Here is a 17,684-nt window from a genome sequence, read left to right as displayed (position 1 = left end):
CAGAGGCTGCCGATGATGTATCCTAAAGCTAGAATCAGCAGCGATAGCAAGGAGACTACCCATGCGCAAAGCGATACTCATCGCCGACGACGAGCAGCGGATGCGGAAATTGATCGCCGATTATCTTCTCCGCGAAGGCTACACCGTCATCGAGGCAGGCGACGGACGGGACGCTATTGAGAAATTCCGCCGGGACAAGGTCGATCTGGCCATTCTCGACGTCATGATGCCGGGCTACGACGGCTGGACGGTCTGCCGTGAAATCCGGAAGCTGTCCGGCATCCCCGTCATCATGCTGACCGCGAAAGGGGAGGAGGTTGATCAACTTTTCGGTTTCGAAATCGGCGCCGACGAATACATAACCAAGCCTTTCAGCCCCAGGGTGCTCACCGCGCGGGTAAACGCCATTTTTCGCCGCGCCGGGGATGAAAATGCCCGGCAGCTTTCCTGCGACGGGCTTGAGATCGACCCCGACGCCCGCGTCGTAACCGTCGACGGTTGCCGGCTGGAGTTCAGCCCCAAGGAATACGAACTGCTCGTCTATCTCGCCGGCAACAAGGGGCGGGCGTTAAGCCGGGAGCAGATCCTCAACAGCGTTTGGGATTACGATTATTTCGGCGACCTGCGCACTGTCGACACCCACATCAACCGAGTGCGAACGAAAATTGGCACGAGAAGCCACCTTATTCAGACGATCAGAGGGTACGGCTACCGGTTCGGGGGCGAGCAATGATTTCCATCAGAACAAAGCTGTTCCTGAATATCAGCTTTCTGCTCGTCTTTTTCGTGCTCGCCGCCTGGTGCCTGAGCGCCCTGTTCCTGGAAGGCTTCTACACGCGCAACAAAAAAAGCGCCCTGATCGACAGCGCCCTGGCGATCGACGCCCTTTACCGAGCCGGCGACAAGAACATCGCGTTGGAGCTCGAGCGCATCGCCAACCAAATCGGTGCCGGCATCATCATCACCGACAGCGACGGTTATCTCAAATATAGCTCTTTCGAGCGCCTGGCCAACCGGCAGGTTGCCGCGATTCCTCCCCGCGCCGGCGCCATGGACAAGCCGCCGCCCCCGGCGATAACGATAATCGCCCGCGAGGACATCGACGGCAATTCGGTGCTCGAATCCCAGAACGATCAAGGGCTCAATGTCCGGTTCATGCTCCTTAGGCGCCGGCTGAGCGGCGGCGATGTCCTGGTCATCAGACTCCCTCTGGCCGCCGTGACGGAAAGCGCCGCCTACGCCAACAGGTTCATGGCCTTTTCCGGCCTGCTGGCCATCCTGGCCGGCTGCACCTGGGCATACTTTTTCGCGCGGCGTTTCACCGTGCCGTTGCGGGACCTCAGCAACGTGGCGGCAAGTATCTCCCGGCTCGATTTCTCCCAATGGTGCCACATCGACGGCGACGACGAAGTGGGCCGCCTCGGCAAAAGCGTCAACAATCTGTCCAGCCAGCTCAGCAAAGCGATCGCCGCGCTAAATGAAAAGAACAGACAACTTGCCGCCGACGTGGAAAAAGAACGAAACCTGGACAAGCTGCGCAGGAGCTTCGTATCCAACGTCTCCCACGAACTGAAGACGCCGATCTCCCTAATCCTCGGGTACGCGGAAGGGCTTAGGGAAAACGTGGTCCGCGACAAGGCCGACAAGGAATATTATTGCGCGGTGATCGCCGACGAGGCCGAAAAAATGGCTAAACTGGTCAACGGTCTGCTCGACCTGTCGCAGATCGAGTCGGGATACTTCCGGCTGGAACGGACGGACTTCGATTTATCGCTGCTGCTTGACGAGATTGCGTTAAAATACCGCGCCATCCTCTACGAGAAGGATATCACCCTGCGGATCGAGCGGCCGTCCTCGCTGATGGTCAACGGCGACATCCTGCGGATCGAGCAGGTGATCACGAACATGCTCAACAACGCCATTACTCACGCCGCCGGGGCGCGTCTCGTCAAAATCACGGCCGAAGCCGCGGGAGACCGTGCCAGGGTGAATGTGTATAATACCGGCGGTCACATACCCCAGGAAAGCCTTGGCGATCTGTGGCAAAGTTTTTACAAAGCGGATAAGGCGAGGACCAGGGAACTCGGCGGACACGGGTTGGGGCTGTCGATCGTGCGGGCCATCCAGGAATTGCACGGCAACGCCTACGGGGTGGAGAACGTCGCGGGAGGAGTCAGGTTCTGGTTCGCGCTCTACAAAGCCTCCTGACCGGGTGAAGACGCAAGATATTCTCCAACCTCCCGTCATGTGTTATAATTAATGAAGCATTTCTTTCTATGCGGAATTTGCGAGTCGAAACACATTTCACTTTGTCGGAGGGGCACCTTTCATGCCGCAGTTGGGCAAAAGAATCCAGGAACATTTTTTTGAGATGAGTCCGAAACAAAAGAAAATCGCCGAGTACATATCCAACAATTACGACAAGGCGGTTTTTCAGACCGCCAAGCAGTTGTCAAGGGAGGTCGGCGTGAGCGAGGCCACCGTGGTCCGGTTCGCCGTCGTTCTTGGCTACGACGGTTACCCGCAGTTGGTCAAGGCGATGAGCGAAATGGTGCGGGACCGGATCACCACCGTCGAGCGCCTCGAGTTTTCCCTGAAGACCCCGCAGGGCTCCATTCTCAAGGACGTGATGGAACACGACATCGCCAACATCAAGCTCACTCTCGAGGAGCTTGACCTGACCAGCTTTCTCGAAGCGGTCAAAAGTATGATCCGCGCCAAGCACATCTATATCGTCGCCCTGAGAAGCGCGGCGTCGCTGGGTACCTTTCTACATTTTTACCTCCAGATACTGCTCAAGAACAGCATGCTGATAACCAAGGCCGACACCCTGTTCGAGGATCTGGCCAGCGTCGGCCCCGACGATCTGGTCATCGGCATCTCCTTCCGCCGCTACACCCGCCAGACCGTCGAGGGCATGAGCTTCTGCCGCGAGAAAGGGGCCCGCACCATCGCCATCACCGACGACCACACCTCGGCGCTGGGTAAATACAGCGACATCGTCCTGCTCGCCAAACGCGACATGTCCACCTTCATCGATTCCTTCGTGGCGCCGCTGTCGCTCATCAACGCCCTCATCGTCGCCGTGGGCACGGAACGTCCCAAGCAGACCAGGCAGACCCTCGCCGAATTCGAGACCATCTGGCGGAAGCAGAACATTTACCACAAAGATTGAATCCCCAAAACGAAGAGGCCGTCCGGCAATCGCGGGCGGCCTCTTTTCTGTAGCCATATCAGATGTGTTTTTCTCTCTTCCCGTTGTCTGTGCGTATATTTGCGGTCGCCGCTTTACAGCCCCAGTATCAGCTTCGCGTCCTCCGGGGTCGCGATCTCCCGGCCGAATGCCCTGGCGATGTCCGCGATCCGCTTGACCAGCGCCAGGTTGGTGGCGAGGACGCCTTTCGAATAGTAGACGTTGTCCTCCAGTCCCACCCGCACGTGGCCTCCCAGCGCAATGGCGACGGTCGACAGCGGCACGTGGGCCGGGCCGATGGCGGATACCGACCACACGCAGCCCGGAGGCAGACATTCGACGAGGTGGAAGAGCTGTTTGGCAGTCGCCGGCTGCGAGCCTTTCACGCCCATCACCAGGTTGAACTGCAGCGGGTCCTTCAGCAGCCCTTCCTTCTTCAGCTCAAGGGCGTTGTGGATCATGGCGGTATCGAAAACCTCGATTTCCGGCTTGATGTTCCGTTCCAGCATCGTCTTGGCCAGGAAGCGGACCAACGGAGGATCGTTGACATTGGCCGAATGGGGGAAGTTCGACGACCCTGTCGACAGGCTGGCTGACGCAGGGTTAAGCTCCAGCGGCTGCGCCCGGTCCTCCAGCGTTTTTCCGGCCCGGGCGCCCGTCGAAATCTGGCGGATGATCGGGCAGCCGGTGGCGTCGATCGCCTTTATGATCGCCTCGAAGCTGCCGCGCAGGTGGGTCGGCTTGCCCTCGGCGTCACGAGCGTGGATATGGCATACCGAGGCCCCTGCCCGGTAGCACTCGAGCGCGTCGTTGGCGATATCCTCCGGCGTGAGCGGTACGTGGGGCGTCATCTCGCGGGTGGGGACGTTGCCGGTGGGCGCGACGGTGATGATAAGCTTCTCCATTGTCGATACCTCGCCTTTACGATTATCTTAACTCTTGATCGAGTTCGCCGAACCCGGCCACCATGGCGGCCACGATCTCGTCGGCCTGATCCTTGGTGATGTTCAGCGGCGGCGCCAGCAGGAACTGGTCGCCATTTTCCCCGTCGGCGTTGCCTGTGCCGGGATAAACGATGATGCCGTGCTTCATAAGCTTCTGGGTGACTTTCTCCGCAACCCCCTGGGCCACCGGGAACGGCTCCTTGGTCTTTTTGTCGCGGACGAATTCGACCCCCTGCATCAGCCCCTTGCCGCGCACGTCGCCGACGAACCAGAACGGCAGCGCCTTTTCCTGCAGCTTCTCCAGCAGGTATTTGCCGACGACGCGGGAGTTTTCGGCGAGCTGGTCGCGGACGAGGATTTGGACGACCGCTACCGCGACCGCGGCCGCCAGCGGGTTGCCGCCGTAAGTGTGGCCGTGGACGAAGATGCCCGACCCCTTCACAAAGGCATCAAAGACCTCGTCCTTGACAATGACGCCGCCGAGCGGCGCATAGCCGGCGCTCATCCCTTTGGCCACGCAGATCATATCCGGGACCACGCCGTAATCCTCGATGGCGAACATCGAGCCGGTCCGCCCGAACCCCGCCATCACCTCGTCGTCGATGAACAGGATATCGTACTTGTCGCAAAGCTGGCGGATGATCTTGAAATACTGCGGGTGGGGAACCAGCGCGCCACAGGCCGCGCCCACCACCGGTTCGGCGATAAACGCGGAAATGGTGTCAGCGCCCTCCAGCTTCAGGATTCGCTCCAGATCGTACGCGCAGCGCGCGCCGCAGGTCTCCGGCTTTTCGCCGAACTCGCAGCGGTAGCAGTAACACGGGGCCGCCTTCGGGAAATTCAGCAGCAGCGGCGCGTATTTTTTCCGCCGCTTATCCCCGGTCATCGACAGAGCGCCGATCGTATTGCCGTGGAAAGCTTTCCAGCGGGAAATCAGCCGGTACTTGCTCGTTTTGCCGTCGCGCTCCAGGTAATACTGGCGGGCGAGCTTAAGCGCCGACTCGGTCGCCTCCGAGCCGCCGGACACCAGGTAGAGCTTGTTCAGCGACCCGGGTGCCAGGCCGCCGACAAGATCGGCCAGCTCCCGGATGGGCTTCGACGTCCAGCGGGACAGGTGGCTGAACGCGACCTTTTGGGCTTGTTCGGTCATCGCCTTCACAACCTCGGGGTGGGCGTGGCCCAGGTTGGACACGGCCGCGCCGCAGCAGGCGTCGAGGTATTTGTTGCCGGCGGTGTCGAACAGGTAGGCCCCTTCGCCATGGTCCACCTCCAGGTGCGTTTTACGCACACTGCGGTAAAAAACGTTATCCATCGATCGGCCTCCTTCAGGGAATATAGTCATATTGTCAAAGTGACATTATTCTTTCAATACCGGCGGTTTTTCCCATCACATCATGTCGCATACAATGAAATTTTAATTTCATTGTAACACCAATAATGAAGTTATACAATACACATCAGAGTATTTGAAATTATAATTCTGGATATGACGCCGGCTGCGCCGTCGGGTAAAGAAAGGCGCCCGCACCGAGGCGCGGCGCTGTATGCTGGTTGCGGGCTGGTTTCTGTTTCGGAAGGGGGGGAGACCTCGGCCGGGCCCTGTCCACGCATTGCGCCAGGGAGCAGCGTGCGCCATGCGAATATTGGATAGTATCAATTCATATATATTTATAAATGAATTTATTATAACAATTTATCTATCGTCAAAATGCTGCCATGCAGCGTGGCGCCTTGATAGCGCTGGGGTTTTAGTATATTTACACTTCAAATTGCAACATTTTTTGCATGAATAATTTCAAAAATCGTTGACCGTAAAAAAAGACTAATATATAATATTATTAAAGTTACCGAAAACTGGATATTGACTTCTCGACGCAACCTACGAGGCAATGTCGCCCGTGCACCCCAAACATCCTGTTTGTAGCTGACCGGGTTTTTTTATTTCCGCGCAAATTGAACATAAATTTATTAGGAGGGGAAAAACAAATGCATCTTCGGAAAACAGCCACTCTGGTCCTCGCGGTCTTCGTGCTCGCCATCCTGGCTGCAGGCTGCGGCGGCGGGGACAAAAAGGCCGCCACGCCGAAAACCGAGCAACTCTTCCTGCTGACCGGCTCCACCGGCGGCACCTACTACCCGCTCGGCGGCGCGATCGCCAACACCTGGAACAAGCACCTCGCCGGCAAAGTTCAGGTAACCTCCCAGCCTTCGGGCGCCTCGGTCGAAAACCTCAAACGCATCGGCAAAGGGGAAGCCCATCTCGGCATGGCTATGAACAACATCGCCGACCAGGCCTGGAAAGGCGAAGGAGCCGCTTTCAAAGACACCAAAGCCATCAAAAACTTCCGGGCCATCGGCGTCATCTACCCTGAGGTATATCAAGGCTTCGTCGCCGCCGACAGCCCCGTCAAATCCATCGCCGATCTCAAAGGCATGAAAGTAGCCATCGGCCCCACCGGCAGCGGCACGGCCGTAATCTCCAAGGACATCTTCGCCGAATACGGCCTGCAGTTCTCCGACTTCAAACCCGAATACGCAGGCTTTGGCGACGCGGCCAACAAATTCAAAGACGGCCATATCGACGCCGACTTCGGCGTTCTCAGCGTCCCGGCCGCAGCTATCCAGGACGTCATGACCGTCCGCAAGATCAAGATAGTCGAAATCAAGGGGCCGGAATTCGCCAAACTAAAGGCCAAGTTCCCCTTCTTCAGCCAGTTCGTAATCCCCAAGGGAACCTACGGCAACGACCAAGACGTCTACACGGTCAGCATGCAGGCCGCTCTGTACTGCAAGGCCGACCTTAAGGACGACCTCGTTTACCAGCTGACCAAGACCTTCTACGAGAAAAACGCCGAAATCGCCGCCGCCCATGCCGCGGGCAAATACATCAAGCTGGAGAAAGCCCTGGACGGCATCACCACCCCGCTCCATCCCGGAGCCATCAAGTACTATAAAGAAAAAGGCGTAAAAGTCCCCGACAACCTCATCCCCAAATAGACCCCTCCCTACGGGGGAAGCCAGGCCGGAGCTAGGCTTCCCCCGTTTTCCCCCTACGACTTAACCTAAACACCCTGGCCGAGGGAGGATAGCATGGCAAACAAAAAAGACGACATCGAAAAAAAGACCGCAGGGTCTGCGATAGCTCCCGACAAGGCCGCCGAACTGGGGGCCGAAGAGATTCTCGCCAAATACGACCCCGAGTTCAGCTTCCGCAAGCTGAAGGGGTACTGGCCGCACATCGTCACCGCCATCTGCGTGATTTGGTCGATCGGCCAGCTATATACCGCCGCCTTCGGCGTCTTTCCCTCCACCCTCCAGCGGGCGCCCCACGTCGGCTTCGCCCTCGTCCTCATCTACATCCTCTATGCAGTAAGCCGCAAACGCACAAGCGACACCGTTCCCTGGAACGACCTCATCCTGATCGTTCTGTCGGCCGGCGTAGCCCTCTACCACGTTATTTTTTACGAGGACATAATTTACAAGGCCGGCAACTTTGACAACCTCGATTTCGCCGTATCGCTGGTCGCCGTCCTGCTCATCCTCGAAGCCAGCCGGCGCGTGTGCGGCATCGTCATCACCGTGCTGGCCGCCATCTTTCTCGTCTACGCCTACGTCGGCCCCGAGCTTCCCGGTTTTCTCGCCCACCCCGGCTTTACCGTCAAGCGCATCGTCACCTTCCAGTGGCTGAGCACCGAGGGCATCCTCGGCATCCCCATCGACGTCTCCTCGACCTTTATCTTTCTTTTCATGCTCTTCGCCTCTTTTTTGAGAAGATCGGGCATCGGCGACTGGATGACCAACGTTGCCGTCGGCCTTACCGGCGGCGCTGTGGGCGGCCCGGCCAAGGCGGCGGTAATTGCCAGCTCGCTGCAGGGGACGATATCCGGCAGTTCGGTCGCCAACGTCGTCGGGACCGGCTCGGTCACCATCCCCCTTATGAAAAGTATCGGCTACCGGCGTGAATTCGCCGGCGCCGTCGAAGCGTGCGCCTCCACCGGCGGCCAGCTTATGCCTCCGATCATGGGGGCCGCGGCCTTCGTCATGACCGAGTTTCTCAACATCCCCTACATAAATATCGCCATCGCCGCCGCCATCCCCGCCGTTTTCTACTTCACCGGCGTTTTCATCTCCGTCCACCTCGAAGCCAAAAAGACCGGCCTGCACGGCATACCGAAGGAAGATTTGCCCGACTGGCGAGGCTTGCTGAGAACGCGCTGGACTCTGGCCATGCCGATCGTCGCCATCGTCGCCTTTCTTACCTACGGGTTCACGCCGATGCTCGCCGCCCTCCTGGGCCTCATCGCCATCATCGCCGTTTCCTTCCTCCATGCCGAAACGCGCATGAGTCTGAAGGACTTCGTCCAAGGTCTCGAGGACGGGGCGCGCTCGGCCCTTCCGGTAGTCGTGGCCTGCGCCACCGCCGGCATCATCGTCGGCATCATAACCCTCTCCGGGCTGGGCCTTAAAATGGCCGGCGGCATCGTGGCCCTCGCCGGCGGCAGCGTCTACCTGACCCTTATCTTCACGATGATCAGCTCCCTCATCCTCGGCATGGGCGTGCCGACCACCGCCAACTACATCATCCAGTCGACAATCTCCGCCCCGGCCCTCATTCAGGTCGGCATCCCGCCGCTGGCGGCTCACCTGTTCGTCTTCTACTTCGGCATCATCGCCGACATCACCCCGCCTGTGGCCCTGGCCGCCTTCGCCGCCTCCGGCGTCGCCAAATCCGCCCCTTTCCGGACCGGTATCGAAGCATTCAAACTCGGCTACGGCGCCTACATCGTTCCTTATGTATTCGTCATGTTCCCCTCGTTGCTGTTTATCCGCTTTTCCCTGCCCAGCTTTGTGGAAGGACTAATGACAACCTTCTTAGGCATCTTCGCCATCGGCGCGTGCGCCACCGGCTACTTCCGCCGCCCGTGCCGCTGGTGGGAAAGGGTATTGTTGCTTGTCGCCGGCTTTTCGCTGATCTCGCCCCTCCTGCAGTATGAAATAGCCGGGGTCGCCATTATGGTTTTTCTGTACGTGCGCCAACGCACCGCCGTCAAGCGGGAAGCCGGCATAGACGCATAAAAATCGCCCGAAAACTGGTGACCCGCACGGTTTGTGCGGGTCACCGGCTTTGCGCGGGGTAATTTGCTTCGCAGTTGCGCTGTCAGCGCCGAAGTGGTTCGCAGGTGGCAAGCGGGGCTCCGCTGTGGTATAATTGAATTAGTCAGAAATTTCAGTACAAACAAAAAGGAGGCTGTATGTTATGATCAACCTGAACGACTACTTGGCTCCAGGCATCGAGGCGGTCGTCCAGAAAACCGTCCGCGATGATGACACCGCAGCCCATCACGGCAGCGGCGCCCTCGACTGTCTGCTGGCCACGCCGGCCTATGTGGATCTCCTGATCCGCGCGTCCGTCGAGGCGGTGGAAAGCAAGCTGCCGGAAGGGTTCATCACCGTCGGGCGATATATGGAATTCACCCATGACGCGCCCACCGGCACCGGCATGGCGGTCACCGTCAAGTCGGTATTGAGCCGCATCGACGGCAACAGGCTCTTCTTCGACATCACCGCCTGCGACGAACTGGGGTTCATCGGCAGCGGCAGGCACGAGCGGGTCGTCGTCAACCGCGACCAGTTACTTAAGAAAGCCAAGGAGCGGATGAAGGACATCGAGCGCAATTTCCTCAAATAGCATCACCGGCAATGACTGTGGATACCACCCGTTTTACGGGTGGTATCCGCTTGTTCGGCGGTAAATGCGATATAAAACCATTTTTCCGGCCAGCAAGACGTTATTTATGTTATAATTTGGGTTAGAGTCAAGCTGAGCGACACCATTACCAGGAGGCGGTAAGATGATAAACGAAGCCATCAAAGAAAAACTGAGGACGGCCGTCGGGCCGGAAAACGTGCTCGACAAAGACCTCGACCGGTTCGGATACTCCTACGATTCCTCCTTCATTCCCCTGCTGCCGGCCAACAGTCCCGAGCTTGTCGTCCGCCCGCTGACGACCGCCGAGGTATCCGCAGTCATGGCCATCGCCCACGAGCACGGCATACCCGTGACCGCCAGGGGCGCGGCCAGCGGTCGCACCGGCGGCAGCATCCCGGTAAAGGGGGGCATATCGCTGTCCCTCGACCGGATGACGAAAATAATCGAGCTTGACGAGCGCAACATGATGGTTACCGCGGAAGCGGGGGTAAGGACGATCGACCTATACAACCACTGCGCCGCCAAAGGCCTGTTTTACCCGCCCGACCCGGCCAGCTGGAAAATGTCGACCATCGGCGGCAACGTCGCCGAGAACGCCGGCGGCATGCGGGCCGTAAAATACGGCGTGACCAGCAACTATGTCATGGGCCTGGAGGTCGTCCTCGCCGACGGCCGCGTCATCACCACCGGCGGCAAGGCGATCAAGAACGTTACCGGCTACAATCTCACCAGTCTGTTCACCGGCTCGGAAGGCACCCTCGGCATAATCACCAAGGTGCTGCTCAGGCTGATTCCCATGCCCAAAGCCCGCAACACCCTCCAGCTCATGTTCCCCTCGCTCGACGACGCCTGCGCCACCATCCACGGCATGCTTCAGGCGGGGGTCGTGCCCGCTTCGGCAGAACTGATGGACAAAATGAGCATCCAGGCGGTCGCCCGTCACCGCAAGATGGATATCGACCCCGCCATCGAGGCGTGCGTCATCATCGAGGTCGACGGCGAAGACGAGGCCGCCCTCGCCAAGCAGGCCGGCCAGATCAAGCAGATTGCCCGCGGCTTCGCCGTGGCCGAAGTCCGCATCGCCGCGTCGCCCAAGGAAGCCGACGACATCTGGGCCATCCGCCGCGGCCTGAGTTCGGCCGTCGGCGCCATGGCGCCCACCCGCCTAGGCGAAGACATCTCGGTGCCGCGGGACGCCTTTCCCGAAGTCGTCCGCCGCATCAAAAAGATATCGGAAAAGTACAACCTCCCCATCGCCGTTTACGGCCACGCCGGCGACGGCAATCTCCACCCGTCGGTGCTTTGCGACCTCCAAAATCCCGAAGAAGCCGAGCGCGTCCACAAGGCGGTCGACGAAATCTTCGCCGCCGCGCTGGCCGTTGGCGGCACCCTTTCCGGCGAGCACGGCATCGGCATGACCAAGCGGCGCTACATCGCCGACGCCCTGGGTGAGGACGGCGTGGTCGCCCTCAAGGCCGTCAAGCAGGCCTTCGACCCCAAAGGCATCCTCAACCCCGACAAAATCTGGTGACAGTGAGCAAGGAGTCTGACATGACAACGAACAACACCCGCGACCTGTTGAAGGAAGTCAAGGATATCGTCACCCAGTGCGACCGCTGCGGCACCTGCCTGACGGTCTGCCCGCTGTTCGACGTCAAGGATATCGAGGCCTCGAGCGCCCGCGGCAAGAACAACATCGCCCGCGCGGTGGCCGAAGGCGGTTTCCCGGCGGACGCCGGCGTCCTTGAGGCGACCAACTTCTGCCTGCTGTGCCGGACCTGTATCGACAACTGCCCCAGCAAGGTCAAGACCGACGAAGCGATGATCGCCCTCCGCCAGTACATCGCCGACCGGGCCGGCGGCCCGGGCGTCAAGTACAGCGCCCTCGGCGTCATGATGAAAAAACGCAACCTTGTCAAGCTTTCAGCCGGCGCGCTCAAGGTAGTGCGCAAGCTTGGCCTCGGCGGCCTCGTGCCGTTCGGCATGGCGCCGACCCCGTTCACCCGCGAGCAGTACCTGTCCCGGTTCGCCGGCCCCGCGGCGCTGGCCGGCGAGGCGCCCGTCACCCGTGCGACTGTCGGCGGGGACGCCAAAGTCGCTTACTTCCAGGGCTGCGGCATGAGGATGATGTTCCCCGAAGCGGTTGCCGACACCCTCGCCGTCCTCGGCGCCGTCACCGCGCCGCGGCAGGTCGACAACGTCTGCTGCGGCCTGCCGCACCTGGCCCACGGTCTGCGGGAAGATTTCCTCGCCCTGGCCAAAGAGAACATCAGCCTGTTCGCCGACGCCGATGTGGTCGTCAGCGACTGCGCCAGCTGCGCCGGCACCCTCAAACACATCGGCGCCTACTTCGCCGGCGACGACGCGTGGCGGGAAAAGGCCGAAGCCTTCAGCGCCAAGATAATGAGCCTGTCGGAATACCTGGTCAAAGCCGGCTACAAGCCGCGCCAGCGCTCCGCCGCCAAAATGACCTTCCACGAGCCGTGCCACCTCGGCCGCGGCCAGGGCATCAAAAAAGAGCCCCGCCAGCTTCTGAGCGCGGCAGGGGAATACGTCGAAATGGCCGGGGCCGACACCTGCTGCGGCGGGGCCGGGTCGTTCCACACCGACTACCCCGAAGTCGCCGCCGCCATCCTTGAAAAGAAACGGGTCAACATCGAAAAAACCGGCGCCGACATCGTCGTGTCCGAATGCCCGGTCTGCCTCGCGCAGTTGAATAAAGCCGCTCAGAAGAGCGGCGGCCGTTTCAAGGTTATGCATATCAGTCAGGTTCTGTAACAGGCTTCTCAGGCGTCCGAAAATCGAACCGGCCGCGCAAGCAAGTGGGCGCGGCCGGAGCGTTTTTTCAGGGCAGTTTACGGATGACCTCCTGGAGCGGGCCGAGCGCGTCGCTCAGCCGCTCCAGGTCGCGCTCGTCGAGGCAGGCGATCCGCGTTTCGAAAAGTCCGATAGCCTCCCGCCTTTTGGCGGCGAGAAAATCGCGTCCCGCCGGCGAAAGACGGATCTTCACCACCCGGCGGTCCTCCTGATCGGGTTCCCTGAGCACCAGCCCGGCCGACACCAGCCGGTCGACGAGCGGCGTGAGCTGCTGCTTGGCGATCAGCACCTCGCCGGCCAGCTCGCTCATCGTGAAGCATCCCCGCTCGCACAGCGTGAACAGCACATGCATCTGCATCGGGCTGAATTCCGGCTTGGAATGCTGGGCGGCATGGCGAACCAGCCGTTTGCGGAGGAGGAAAATCAGGTCGAAAAGCTGCTCGGCGGTATCCGTCCGGTCCATAAAGGCGCCTCCTCACATTTTTTCACGTTGACAAGCCGCTTGTATAAGCATTAATATGTAATATATAGTAAACATATCTTAACAATATATTATTGTTAATATTTAATAATATTTTAGCATAAACATTGACAAAAGTCGATAACCGCTGGCGAACCTGCCAGAGCCCTTATAAATAAGGAGGATTATTCCATGCTCAGAACTATCGGTAAGCGCAGCGGCTACGCCGCGCTGGTCGCCGCAGTGCTCGTTGCGACTACGGTCGCCGGCTGCGGCGGCAAGCCGGCGCGCCCGGCCCAGGCGGTGGCCGTCAAAGCGACCCAGGTCATCAAGCGGGATACCCCGGTTACATACGAGTACGTTGGTCAGGTGACCGCCAAAAACGAAGTGCAGATCCGGGCCAAGGTTTCCGGCAACATCGTCGGTAAGATGGTCAGCGGCGGCGCTGCCGTCACCGAAGGGCAGCCGCTTTTCCAGATCGACCGCCGCCAGTATGAAACCGCTCTGCTATCCGCCCGGGCCACCCTGGCCCAGTCGGAGGCGACCCTTGCCAATTCCCGCCTCGACACCATCCGCTACCGGAAACTGTACGACCAGCAGGCGATCGCCAAGCAGGCCTTCGATACCCAGCTGTCGGCCGAAGCCCAGCACGCGGCCGTCGTCGACGCTAACAGGGCCAAGGTCCAGCAGGCGGTCAACGACCTCAACGATACCCTCATCGTCGCTCCCTTCAGCGGACGTATTGGCGTCCAGATTCCGGACATCGGCAGCTACGTCTCGGCCGGCTCGACCGTTCTGGCGACCATTTCGACCGTCGATCCCGTATTCGTCCAGTTCAGCATGAGCGAGACGGAATACCTGAAATTCACCCGCATCGGCAAAGTCAGCGCCGCCGGCGAATGGGGCAAAGACCTCACCCTGCTATTAAGCGACGGCTCCAAGTACCCGATCACCGGCCAGATCGAGCAGGTTGACCGCGGCCTCAGCCAGGAGACGGGCACCCTCACCATGAAGGCGTCGTTCGCCAATCCGCAGAAAATCCTTATTCCCGGCATGTTCGCCCGCATCGTCGCCCAGGGTGAAATGCGCACCGGCGCGCTGCTCGTACCCGAACGGGCCGTGCAGGAGATGCTCGGCAAGACTTTCATCACCGTCGTCGCCGAGGGCGACAAGGCCGAATCGCGTCCGGTCAAGATGGGCCCGAAGGTCGGCACCATGTGGATCGTCGAGGATGGGCTCGCGGAAGGCGACCGGATTGTCGTCGAAGGCTTCGCCAAGGCGCCTCCGGGAACGCCCCTGAAAGTATCGATGATCGAGCCCGAGCCGAACGGCGCGGCCAAGCCCGCAAGCAAGGCCAAGCAATAGGAGGTACCCCGTGGCTAAATTTTTTATCGACCGGCCGATCTTTGCGATCGTCTTGTCGGTCGTCATCACTCTGGGCGGCCTCATCTCCGCCTTCAACCTGCCAATCGCCCAGTATCCGCAGATAACGCCGCCGCAGGTCAGCGTCAGCACGTCCTATCAGGGCGCCAACGCCGACGTCATCGAGCAAACGGTCGCTCAGGTCATCGAGCAGCAGGTCAACGGCGTGGAAGACATGATCGCCATGCAGTCCACCAGCTCGGACAACGGCTCGTACTATTCGCTGAGCGTCAAATTCCAGCTCGGCAAAAACCCCGACATAGCCACCGTCCAGACCCAGAACCGGGTCGCCCAGGCCAACGCCGCCCTGCCCAGCGAAGTACAGCAGGCCGGAGTCACGACCTTCAAGGCGTCCCAGGACCGGGCGCTCATCTTCGCCCTTTACTCGCCCAACGCCACCTATGACAAGACCTTCCTGAAAAACTACGGCAGCCTCAACTTCGTCGACGACCTCAAACGCGTCAAAGGCGTGGGCGAGGTCAGCGAGTTCGGCTCCGACTTCGCGATGCGCATCTGGCTGCAGCCCGACAAGATGGCTCAGCTCAAGGTAACGTCAACTGACGTCGCCACCGCCATCAAGCAGCAGAACATCCAGGCCCCGGCCGGCATCGTCGGCCAGTTGCCCTCCAACCCCAACCAGGAGCATCAGTATAGTCTGCGGGCCAAAGGGCGTCTGACCGAGCCGGAGGAGTTCGCCCGCATCGTCGTCCGCGCCCAGCCCGACGGCTCGTTCATCCGCGTCGGCGACATCGCCAAAGTGGAGCTTGGCGCCAAGGACTACGGCTTCTTCTCCGACATGAGCGGCCAGCCCACGGCCGGCTTCTCCGTCCAGCTCAGCCCCGACGCCAACGCCCTCGAAACAGTCGCCAACTGCATCGCCGTTATCGAGAACGCCTCCTTGCGCTTCCCTAACGACATGAAGTATAAAGTAGTTTTCGACAGCGCCAACTATGTCCGCGAATCGATGGAAGAGGTGGCCTGGACCTTCGGCGAGGCAATCGCCCTCGTGCTGCTCGTCGTCTTCATCTTCCTCAAAAGCTGGCGGGCCACCCTCATCCCGATGCTGGCCGTGCCGGTATCGCTCATCGGCACCTTCGGAGCCTTCCTGCTCCTCGGCTTCTCCATCAATACCCTCACCTTGTTCGCCATGGTACTGGCCATCGGCCTCGTCGTCGACGACGCCATCGTCGTCATCGAGGCGGTCGAGCACCACATGCGCTATAACGGCTTAAGCCCGCGCGACGCCACCGTCAGGGCGATGAGCGAGGTGCAGGGGCCGGTTGTCGCCATCGCCTTCGTGCTGGCGTCCGTCTTCATCCCCGTCGCCTTCCTCGGCGGCACCATGGGCATCCTCTACAAGCAGTTCGCCCTCACCGTCGCCGTCTCCATGGGCCTGTCGGCCGTCGTTGCCCTGTCTCTCACCCCGGCGCTGTGCGCCCTGCTCCTCGAGCCTTACGACCCCAACGCCCACGGCGGCAGGATCGGCCTGGTGCTCGAGAAATTCAACGATTGGTTCGACAGGATGGTCGAGCGCTACGGCGGCGTCCTCGCCAAGCTTTTCCCCAGGGCGCGTCTGGGCCTGGTGCTCATCGTCGTGCTGCTCGTCCTCACCGGCGCCCTCTTCCGCGTGCTGCCCTCATCCTTCGTCCCCGACGAGGACCAGGGATTCATAATAACCAGCGTTTCCCTGCCGGAAGCGGCCAACATGAACCGCACCCGCGAGATTCTCAACAAGGTCGCCGCCAACATCCAGACCCAGTCTGGCGTCGAAACAGCTATGGCAATAACCGGCTTCGACCTCCTCAGCGGCGGCCGCAAGCCCAACGTCGGCGTCATCTTTACCAAGCTGGCTCCCTGGGGTGATCGCAAAGCAACCGAACTCCAGGTCGACAGCCAAATCCAGAAAATCTTCATGAACAACAGCAACATTCCCGAGGCCACCGTCCTTGCTTTTGCCCCGCCGGCGCTGCCCGGCATCGGCACTACCGGCGGCTTTACGATGATGATCGAGGATCGCGCCGGCTCGACCCTCGACGAGATGGATAAAGTCTCGAAGGAATTCGTCGCCGCCGCCCGCAAACGCCCCGAGATCGGCATGATATACTCCTCGTTCAACAGCAACACCCCCGGCTACGAGTTCGAGGTCGACCGCGAGAAGGCACTCAAGCTCGGCGTGCCGGTCAGCGACGTGTTCAGCGCCCTCCAGGCTTACTTCGGCGGCGTGCAGATCAACGACTTCAACCGCTTCGGCCGCTCCTACAAGGTCGTAATGCAGTCCGAGCCGCAGTTCAGGACCGACGTCGACGCCCTGCGCTTCTTCTACGTCCGCAGCAGCTCGGGCACGATGGTGCCGCTCAACAACCTGCTCAAGCCCAAGCCGGTTAACGCTCCCTCGCTCATCAAGCGTTTCAACAGCTACCGCGCCATCCAGATCGGCGGCAACCCCGCCCCCGGCTACAGCTCCGGCCAGGCGCTCGCCGCCCTCGAACAGGTAGCCAAGGAAACGCTGCCTGGCGGGTTCGCCTACGAATGGGCCGACCAGAGCCGCGAGGAAAAAATCTCCGGCAGCAAGGCGCCGCTGATGTTCGCCCTCTCCATCCTGTTCGTCTTCCTCTGCCTGGCGGCGCTGTACGAAAGCTGGACCGTGCCTTTCGCCGTCCTGCTGTGCGTGCCCACCGGCGTGTTTGGCGCCTTCTTCTTCCAGTACGGCCGCCACCTGTTCAACACCCACATCAACAACAACATCTACATGCAGATCGCCCTGATCATGCTCATCGGCCTGGCGGCCAAGAACGCCATCCTGATCGTCGAGTTCGCCAAGGTCAGGGTCGACAAAGGAATGGCCTTCATCCCCGCCGCCATCGAGGCCGCCAAGATCAGGCTGCGGCCGATCGTCATGACCTCGCTGGCCTTCATCATCGGCTGCATCCCGCTGGCCATCGCCAGCGGCGCCGGCGCCGGCGCCCGCAACGCCATGGGTACGGCGGTCGTCGGCGGCATGTTCGCCGCCACCTCGTTCGGCATCTTCCTCATCCCGGTGCTGTTCGTCATCGTCGAGCGCTCGGCGGAGAAATTCAAAGACTTCAAGCGCCGCAGGCGGGAAAAGAAAGCCGCCGCCAGAGGTCAAAGCATGTAAAC

At 60.5% G+C, this 17,684-nt stretch carries 13 protein-coding genes; 10 read left to right on the top strand and 3 right to left on the bottom strand.

Translation table 11 applies throughout. From position 1 onward, the window contains the following. Nucleotides 1-61 precede the first annotated feature (61 nt). The 3 genes from Q4T40_15000 to Q4T40_14990 all read left to right on the top strand — a co-directional run bounded on the left by Q4T40_15000 (nt 62) and on the right by Q4T40_14990 (nt 3,175). The gene (locus Q4T40_15000; protein ID MDT8902555.1) at nt 62-733 is read left to right on the top strand and encodes a response regulator transcription factor; all 672 of its coding nucleotides are present in this window, start codon (nt 62-64) and stop codon (nt 731-733) included. Further along, entirely contained in the window at nt 730-2,208 is a 1,479-nt protein-coding gene (locus Q4T40_14995) for a HAMP domain-containing sensor histidine kinase (protein MDT8902554.1), read from the top strand. The genes Q4T40_15000 and Q4T40_14995 overlap by 4 nt, the downstream gene beginning before the upstream one ends. 121 nt (nt 2,209-2,329) lie before the next feature. Further along, nucleotides 2,330-3,175: a MurR/RpiR family transcriptional regulator gene (locus Q4T40_14990; protein MDT8902553.1), complete on the top strand. Its 846-nt coding sequence runs from the start codon at nt 2,330-2,332 to the stop codon at nt 3,173-3,175. Nucleotides 3,176-3,288: 113 nt separating this feature from the next. Here Q4T40_14990 and Q4T40_14985 read toward each other — a convergent pair whose 3' ends face one another. Both Q4T40_14985 and Q4T40_14980 read right to left on the bottom strand, forming a co-directional pair. After that, nucleotides 3,289-4,098, bottom strand: a complete 810-nt coding sequence (locus Q4T40_14985; GenBank protein ID MDT8902552.1) for a 3-keto-5-aminohexanoate cleavage protein — start codon at nt 4,096-4,098, stop codon at nt 3,289-3,291. Nucleotides 4,099-4,120: 22 nt separating this feature from the next. Next, on the bottom strand, nt 4,121-5,449 hold the full coding sequence (locus Q4T40_14980) for an aspartate aminotransferase family protein (protein MDT8902551.1): 1,329 nt from the start codon (nt 5,447-5,449) through the stop codon (nt 4,121-4,123). A 674-nt stretch (nt 5,450-6,123) separates the two neighbouring features. Here Q4T40_14980 and Q4T40_14975 point away from each other — a divergent pair. From Q4T40_14975 to Q4T40_14955, 5 genes are all read left to right on the top strand, one after another. Further along, nucleotides 6,124-7,134, top strand: a complete 1,011-nt coding sequence (locus Q4T40_14975; protein ID MDT8902550.1) for a TAXI family TRAP transporter solute-binding subunit — start codon at nt 6,124-6,126, stop codon at nt 7,132-7,134. Nucleotides 7,135-7,227: 93 nt separating this feature from the next. Further along, nucleotides 7,228-9,213, top strand: a complete 1,986-nt coding sequence (locus Q4T40_14970) for a TRAP transporter permease (GenBank protein MDT8902549.1) — start codon at nt 7,228-7,230, stop codon at nt 9,211-9,213. Between the two features lie 181 nt (nt 9,214-9,394). Beyond that, nucleotides 9,395-9,826, top strand: coding sequence for a hypothetical protein (locus tag Q4T40_14965; protein MDT8902548.1), 432 nt, complete (start codon nt 9,395-9,397; stop codon nt 9,824-9,826). Between the two features lie 163 nt (nt 9,827-9,989). Next, nucleotides 9,990-11,378, top strand: a complete 1,389-nt coding sequence (locus Q4T40_14960; GenBank protein MDT8902547.1) for an FAD-linked oxidase C-terminal domain-containing protein — start codon at nt 9,990-9,992, stop codon at nt 11,376-11,378. 20 nt (nt 11,379-11,398) lie between these two features. After that, complete coding sequence (locus tag Q4T40_14955; GenBank protein MDT8902546.1) at nt 11,399-12,625, top strand: (Fe-S)-binding protein; 1,227 nt, start codon at nt 11,399-11,401, stop codon at nt 12,623-12,625. Between the two features lie 67 nt (nt 12,626-12,692). Here Q4T40_14955 and Q4T40_14950 read toward each other — a convergent pair whose 3' ends face one another. Further along, nucleotides 12,693-13,127 (bottom strand): MarR family transcriptional regulator, encoded by a 435-nt coding sequence (locus Q4T40_14950; protein MDT8902545.1) that lies wholly within the window; start codon nt 13,125-13,127, stop codon nt 12,693-12,695. Between the two features lie 189 nt (nt 13,128-13,316). Between Q4T40_14950 and Q4T40_14945 the strand changes: the two genes are divergently transcribed. Further along, on the top strand, nt 13,317-14,489 hold the full coding sequence (locus Q4T40_14945) for an efflux RND transporter periplasmic adaptor subunit (GenBank protein MDT8902544.1): 1,173 nt from the start codon (nt 13,317-13,319) through the stop codon (nt 14,487-14,489). Nucleotides 14,490-14,499: 10 nt separating this feature from the next. Continuing rightward, complete coding sequence (locus tag Q4T40_14940) at nt 14,500-17,682, top strand: multidrug efflux RND transporter permease subunit (protein MDT8902543.1); 3,183 nt, start codon at nt 14,500-14,502, stop codon at nt 17,680-17,682. Nucleotides 17,683-17,684 lie beyond the last annotated feature (2 nt).

This window comes from Selenomonadales bacterium 4137-cl (assembly GCA_032334055.1).
Taxonomy (GTDB): Bacteria; Bacillota; Negativicutes; order Sporomusales; family UBA7701; genus Anaeroselena; species Anaeroselena agilis.
The sequence above is the reverse complement of the archived record's forward strand: the minus strand, read 5'-3'. Positions and strand labels throughout refer to the sequence as shown.